This window comes from Rhodoplanes roseus, from assembly GCF_003258865.1.
Taxonomy (GTDB): domain Bacteria; phylum Pseudomonadota; class Alphaproteobacteria; order Rhizobiales; family Xanthobacteraceae; genus Rhodoplanes; species Rhodoplanes roseus.
The window spans coordinates 1-6314 of the sequence record NZ_NPEX01000311.1; the positions used below are offsets into that span (position 1 = coordinate 1).

The following is a 6314-nucleotide window of genomic DNA, read 5'->3' on the forward strand; positions in this document are numbered from 1 at the left end:
CGGCGAGCGCCGGGTTCAGCTTGGCCGCGATCACCACGTAGACGATCATGCCGCCCGCCGCCAGGAATCCCGGGATCACGCCGGCCAGGAACAGTTTTCCGATCGAGACCTCGGTCAGCACGGCCCACACGATCATCAGCACCGAGGGCGGGATCAGCATGCCCAGGCAGGCGCTCCCGGCGACGCAGCCGAGCGAGAAGTCGCGACGGTAGCCGTAGCGCTTCATCTCCGGATAGGCAATCCGCGAGAAGGCGGCCGCCGCCGCGATGCTGACGCCGGTCACGAAGCCGAACAGCGCGTTGCTGATGATCGTCGCGACGGCGAGCTGGGCCGGCAGCCATTTGCTGAACCGGTGGCCGAGTGCGTAGAGGTCGCGGGCCGCGCCGCATTTGGCGAGCAGGTCGCCCATCAGCATGAACAGCGGGATCACGGCAAAGACATAGTCGCGCAGCGCCTCGTAGGCGGTGTTGGACACGAAGGTCCGCACCACGTCGATGTCGCCCATCATCAGCCAGATGCCGAAGGCCGCGGTGATGCCGAGCGCGACGGCGATGTGCACGCCGGCGAACACCAGCGCCAGTACGAGCAGGATGACAATCAGCATTTCGCTGTGGCCGAACACGGGGCAGGATCCTCGCAGGCTTCGAGATGCGGGCGTTGGAGGCTTGAAAAGTCAGGAGGCGCGAGGCTCGCCGTGGATCAGCGCGCGAACGGCCCGGACCGCCTTGGCGAGGTAGATGGCGACGACCAGGGCGGCGCCGATCACGACGATGAAGCGGGCCGGCCAGGCCGGCACCCGCAGCGCACCCTCGCCCTCGAACTCACCGGCCGAGAAGGCCGCGATCGCCGGCGCGGTGCCGCCCCAGACGATCAGACCGAAGAAGAGCGCCCCGAGAAGCCCGGAGACCAGCTCCGAGAACGCCTGTCCGCGCTGGCCGAACGCGCCGACCAGGACGTCGGCCTTGAGCATGCCGCCGCTCTGCACGGCATGCCCCGCGAGCAGGAAGCAGACGATCACGATCGACATCGAGACCAGCTCGGGCGTGCCTTTGACCGGGCTGTTGAAAAAGCCGCGGCCGAGCACGTCGGCGACGACCAGGAAGCCCATCATGAAGATGATCAGGGCCGCGACGGCGAGCAGGAGGTGGACCACGGGCGTGGTCAGGCGATCGAACACGGGCGAAAACTCCCACGGAGACCGGCCGGCTGTCGCAGGACGGCGGGCCGCGACGCCCGCCACCCTGCGGACGGACTCACTTCACCACGTAGCGGACCGGCCATTTGTGGCCGTGCTTCTCGGCGGTCGCGAGGGTGAGCTCCAGCACCTGGGTCGCCGGCAGGCCCTGGGCGTCGAGCTCCTTGGCCTTCTGCCGCGGCCAGTCGGCGAGCGACCGCGCCCACTCTTCGCGCACCGAATCCGGGACCTTGCGGACGTCGACCCCCATCTTGCGCAGCTCGTCGAGCTGCTTGGGGTAGTTCTCCTCGTTCACGCTGCCGGTCTTGGCCTCGTATTCGCGCCCGACCTCGACGATGATGTCCTGCACCTCCTTGGGAAGCTTCGCGAAGGATGCGGTGTTCATGGTCAGGCCGTGCCACGTGATCGCGCCGAAGCCGGTCTCGGCGTAGTGCTTGCCGATCTCGTAGAGCTTGAACTGCAGCCAGCCGGACGGGAACATGATCCACCCGTTGTAGACGCCGGTCTGCATCGACGTGTAGGCCTCGGGCAGGGACGACTGCACCGGCGTGGCGCCGGCGTATTCCAGCCATTTCAGGTTCAGGCCGGCCCCGGCGATCTTCTGGCCCTTGATGTCGGCCACCGTGTTCCAAGGGAAGGTCGTGCCGAGATTGTAGCCGTTGTCGGCGATCAGCCCGAGGAGCTTCTGCTTGTACTTGTCCTCCAGCACCTTCGAGAGATACGGCACCTGGTCGTAGACCTCGCGGGCGAGCTTGACGCTCGTGCTCGGGCTCATGGTGCCGAACGGCAGCATCACCTGGAAGGAGTGCAGCGGCAGGTTGGAGGGCTCGAAGCAGAAGCAGTAGCCGCCGATGTCGATGATGCCGGACTGCACGCCTTCGAGCGTGTCGGCGACCTTGACCATCGATCCGCCGTAGCCTTCGACGAACTGCACCTTGTGCTTGGTGCGCTCGGCGACGCGCTTGGTCACCTCGGGCACGAAGAAGGTCGTGATCAGGTTGACGTAGGTCTGCACGGGCGGGTGGCCCGAGGCGATCCGCAGCCGGATCGTTTCCTGCGCCGGGGCCTGGGTGGCGTATGCGACGAGGAAGCCGGCCGCGAGCGCGGCCGTCACGGCACGTTTCATGGATGTATCCTCCCGGTCGCCCGCATTGGTGCGGGCGTTGTTCTGCTTTGTATGCCCAGCTTGAAATTTTACCGCTGCGGCTGTCAACAGCCGTCTGCGTCGCGGGGCATCCGGGAGCGGAGCAGAACGGCCGCGGCGGAGACCGCGGCCCGGACGGATCCTACAGCCAGTCGCGGTCTACGCCGGCCGACTGCAGCATCCCGGCGAGCTTCTTGCGGGCGTAGAACAGCCGCGTCTTCACGGTGTTCTCCGGAATGTCGAACACGCGGGCGACCTCGGCGACCGACTTCTCGTGATAATAGACGAGGTCGACGATCTCGCGATGGGTGGAGGGGAGGGCCTCCAGGCAGCGGCGCAGGATCGCGGCCCGGTTCTGCTTCTCCAGCGTCACGTCCGGCGTGTCGCCGGCGTCCTCGATCTGGGCGGCCTTCTCGTCGTCGATCGATTCGGTCGGCCGGCGGCGCAGCACCGCATAGGCCTTGTGACGGGCGATCGCCAGGAGCCAGGTCGACACGGCGGAGCGGCCCTCGAACTGGGCGGCCTGCCGCCACGCGTCGATGAACACCTCGCTGATCACGTCCTCGGCCCGGGTGCGGTCCCCCAGGATGCGCAGCACGAAGCGGAACACCCGCACGTGATGCCGCGTGTAGAAGGCCTGGAGGGCGGCGCGGTCGCCCTCCGCCATGCGGGCCATCAAGCCGGCGTCGGTCGGGGCCTTGGCGGCGGCCGGCGGGCGGCGTTGCGTATCGCTCACCAGCGGCAGGGCAAGAACGGTGGACATCGGCACCTCCACGAACTGTGTGCCGCATCCATAGGCCCCGCCGCGGCCCGGCAATGTGAAGCGGATCACACAAGCCAGGGCGTGCCGTCGTCCTCCTGAACCTCGGGGGCCCGGGTGGCGGGGGCGGGGGGGAGCCGCAGGGTCAGGCCCTCGGCGGCGACCAGGGTGCCGGGCCGCGCCGCCTCGGCCTCGCGGGCGATGCGGTCGAGGGTGGGGTCGTCGTGGCCGGGGTCGTGATGGAAGATCACCAGCCGCTTCGCTTGGGCCGCCTGGGCGATCCGCACCCCCTGCTGCCAGGTCGAGTGGCCGCGCCCGGCATGGGCCGGATACTCGGCATCCGTGTAGGTGCAGTCGTAGATCAGGAGATCGGCACCGTCGGCCAGCGCCAGCACGGCGGGATCGAGGGCCCCGGGGCGGTGCTCGGTGTCGGTGACATAGGCGAGCGAGGCGCCGCCGAAGTCGAGCCGATAGCCGGTTCCGCCGCCCGGATGGGTCAGCGGCCCGGTGCGCAGCGTCATGCCCGGATGCGGCGCCAGCGTCTCGCCGCAGCGGAAGTCCGTAAACCCGATGTCGGCCCGGAAGAAGTCGCCGCCGCCCGGAAACAGTGGATGGCCGACGAGCTGGCGGATCGCCGCCGCCAGCGTCGTCTCGGGCAGGAGATGCCCGGCCCACAGGCGCAGCCGCGTGCCCGGCTCGTAGGCGGGCTGGAAGAACGGCAGCCCCCAGACATGGTCGAGATGGCAGTGGCTGAGGAAGATGTCGGCCTCCACGGGCCGCGGCGCGGCGCCCCCGAGCAGCGCCGAGCCGAGCGGCCGCAGCCCGGAGCCGGCGTCGAAGATCACCAGCCGGTCGCCGCAGCGCACCTCGACGCAGGCCGTGTTGCCGCCGTACCGCACAGTGGCGGGGCCCGGGCAGGTGACGCTGCCGCGCACGCCCCAGAAGCGAACCAGCATCCCGGTCATCAGCCTCGTCCGGTCTCCCTGTGCGCCGCGGAGCAAGGACCGCGGCCCGGTTCCGGGAGTAAGCCATGACCGGCTGCCGCCGCCAAGCCGTGCGACCTCGACGGCTGCATTCCGTCGCCTCACCGTGGCGTCTCCGCCTCTCGGCGTATGGACGTTTCGGCGTCCGCACGCTATTGGCGCCGCGAGACACTGCGCCGGCAGGCCGGCCGCCGCAGGACACGACGGGCCGTGACGGGGAGGCGTGGACAGGTGCAGCAGGCCGCAGCCCGGGAGCCGGCGGCGCCGTGCGCCGTGCATCTCGACGACCTCACCATCGCGTTCCGGCTCGCCGACCGCTCGACCTTCACGGCGGTGCGCGACGCGACCCTGACGGTCGCCGACGGCGAGTTCGTCGCCATCGTCGGGCCGACCGGCTGCGGCAAGTCGACCCTGCTCAACGCCGCGGCGGGCCTGCTGACGCCGGCCGCAGGCACGGTGGAGATTTTCGGCCAGCCGCTCGCCGGCCTCAACCGGACCGCCGGCTACCTGTTCCAGGCCGATGCGCTGTTCCCGTGGAAGACCTCGCTGGAGAACGTCGCGATCGGCCTCGAGGTCGCCGGCACGCCGCGGCAGGAGGCGCGCGAGGAGGCGGCGCGCTGGCTGTCGCGGGTCGGCCTCGGCACCTTCGGCGACCGCTATCCGCACATGCTGTCGGGCGGCCAGCGCAAGCGCGTCGGCCTCGCCCAGGTGCTGATCCGCCACCCGAAGATTCTGCTGATGGACGAGCCGTTCGGGCCGCTCGACGCGCAGACCCGGCAGATCATGGGCAACCTGCTGCTCGAATTGTGGAGCGCCGACCGCAAGGGCGTGATGTTCGTCACCCACGACCTCGAGGAGGCGATCGCGCTCGCCGACCGCGTCGTGATCATGTCGGCCGGGCCGGCCGCCCGCATCATCGGCGACTGGACGATTCCGCTGGCGCGCCCCCGCGAGGTCGCCGAGATCAAGCTCGACAAGGCGTTCCACGACCTGCACCGCGAGATCTGGTCCGTGCTGCGCGACGAGGTGATGAAGGGCTACGCGCAGACGGGAGGGTTGGGATGATGCGGGTCGCCACGCATTCGACGCCGTCATGCGCGAACCCCATCCGCCCTCACCCTGAGGAGCGGACCGCAGGTCCGCGTCTCGAAGGGCGAGGGCGGCCCCCGGCGAAATCGAGCCTGCCCGATTTCGGGAGCGACAGGTGCGCACGCCGGCTGAAGCCGACTTGCCGTGCCCGCATGGTTCGAGACGCGCTCCTGCGGAGCGCTCCTCACCATGAGGTCGACCTTTCAGACGCATCAGCAAGCAGCTCGCCATGTCCCGCCTGACTCTCCTCGCGCTTCAGATTCTCGTCGCCGTCGTCGTGATCGGCGCCTGGCAGGTGCTGACCAGCGTGCCGATCTTCGGCACCATCGTGCTGCCGCCGTTCTTCTTCTCGCGGCCCTGGGACGTCGCGGCCCGGATCGTCAAGTGGTTCGCGGACGGCACCATCTGGGTGCATCTGTGGATCACCCTGACCGAGTCGGTGCTGGCCTTCGTGATCGGCTCGCTCGGCGGCGCGCTGGTCGGCTTCTGGTTCGCCCGCAAGCCGCTGGTGGCCGCGGTGTTCGATCCTTACGTCAAGATGATCAACGCGCTGCCGCGCGTCGTACTGGCGCCGATTTTCGCCCTCTGGCTCGGGCTCGGCATCTGGTCCAAGGTGGCGCTCGGCATCACGCTCGTCTTCTTCGTGGTGTTCTTCAACGTCTATCAGGGCGTCAAGGAGGTGAGCCCCACGGTGCTGGCCAATGCCCGCATGCTGGGGATGAGCGAGCGGCAGCTGATGCGCCACGTCTACTGGCCCTCGGCGCTGTCCTGGATGTTCTCGTCGCTGCACACCTCGGTCGGCTTCGCCGTGGTCGGCGCCGTGGTCGGCGAGTATCTCGGCTCGGCCGCCGGGCTCGGCTATCTGATCCAGCAGGCCGAAGGCGTGTTCGACGTCGCCGGCGTGTTCGCCGGCATGGTCGTGCTGGCCGCCTTCGTGATCGTCATCGACATTCTGGTCAGCATGGTCGAGCGTCGCCTGCTCGTGTGGCGTCCGGTGGCAGCCGACGTGCGGGCGTGAGGTTTTGGCGCTCACCGGAGGTCCCGGCCGTAGCCCGCATTCCGCTGTGAGACTGGGCAAGAAATCCGCTTCAGGCCTGGAGGGCCGAGAGTGGTCGCCGGCGGGCTTCGGTCGAGGCGATTTCG

7 protein-coding genes are annotated in these 6314 nt (G+C 69.2%); 2 read left to right on the top strand and 5 right to left on the bottom strand.

All coding sequences use genetic code 11. The features are described from left to right. The 5 genes from CH341_RS26715 to CH341_RS26735 form a co-directional block, all read right to left on the bottom strand. A partial coding sequence (locus CH341_RS26715) for a TRAP transporter large permease subunit (RefSeq protein ID WP_210208627.1) occupies positions 1-604 on the bottom strand: 604 nt, incomplete at its 3' end. A 69-nt stretch (positions 605-673) separates the two neighbouring features. Next, the gene (locus CH341_RS26720; RefSeq protein ID WP_111422000.1) at positions 674-1177 is read right to left on the bottom strand and encodes a TRAP transporter small permease subunit; all 504 of its coding nucleotides are present in this window, start codon (positions 1175-1177) and stop codon (positions 674-676) included. 76 nt (positions 1178-1253) lie between these two features. After that, positions 1254-2321 carry a C4-dicarboxylate TRAP transporter substrate-binding protein gene (locus CH341_RS26725; RefSeq protein WP_111422001.1) on the bottom strand — a complete coding sequence of 356 codons (1068 nt, stop codon included), beginning with the start codon at positions 2319-2321 and terminating at the stop codon, positions 1254-1256. A gap of 160 nt (positions 2322-2481) precedes the next feature. Next, a complete protein-coding gene (locus CH341_RS26730) occupies positions 2482-3102 on the bottom strand; it encodes a sigma-70 family RNA polymerase sigma factor (protein ID WP_111422005.1) in 621 nt (206 codons plus the stop codon). A 65-nt stretch (positions 3103-3167) separates the two neighbouring features. Continuing rightward, positions 3168-4064 carry an MBL fold metallo-hydrolase gene (locus tag CH341_RS26735; RefSeq protein WP_111422002.1) on the bottom strand — a complete coding sequence of 299 codons (897 nt, stop codon included), beginning with the start codon at positions 4062-4064 and terminating at the stop codon, positions 3168-3170. Positions 4065-4211: 147 nt separating this feature from the next. On the opposite strand from CH341_RS26735, the gene CH341_RS26740 reads away from it, so the two are divergent. Then, entirely contained in the window at positions 4212-5147 is a 936-nt protein-coding gene (locus CH341_RS26740; RefSeq protein WP_111422003.1) for an ABC transporter ATP-binding protein, read from the top strand. A gap of 253 nt (positions 5148-5400) precedes the next feature. Then, positions 5401-6189: an ABC transporter permease gene (locus CH341_RS26745; protein WP_111422004.1), complete on the top strand. Its 789-nt coding sequence runs from the start codon at positions 5401-5403 to the stop codon at positions 6187-6189. Positions 6190-6314 lie beyond the last annotated feature (125 nt).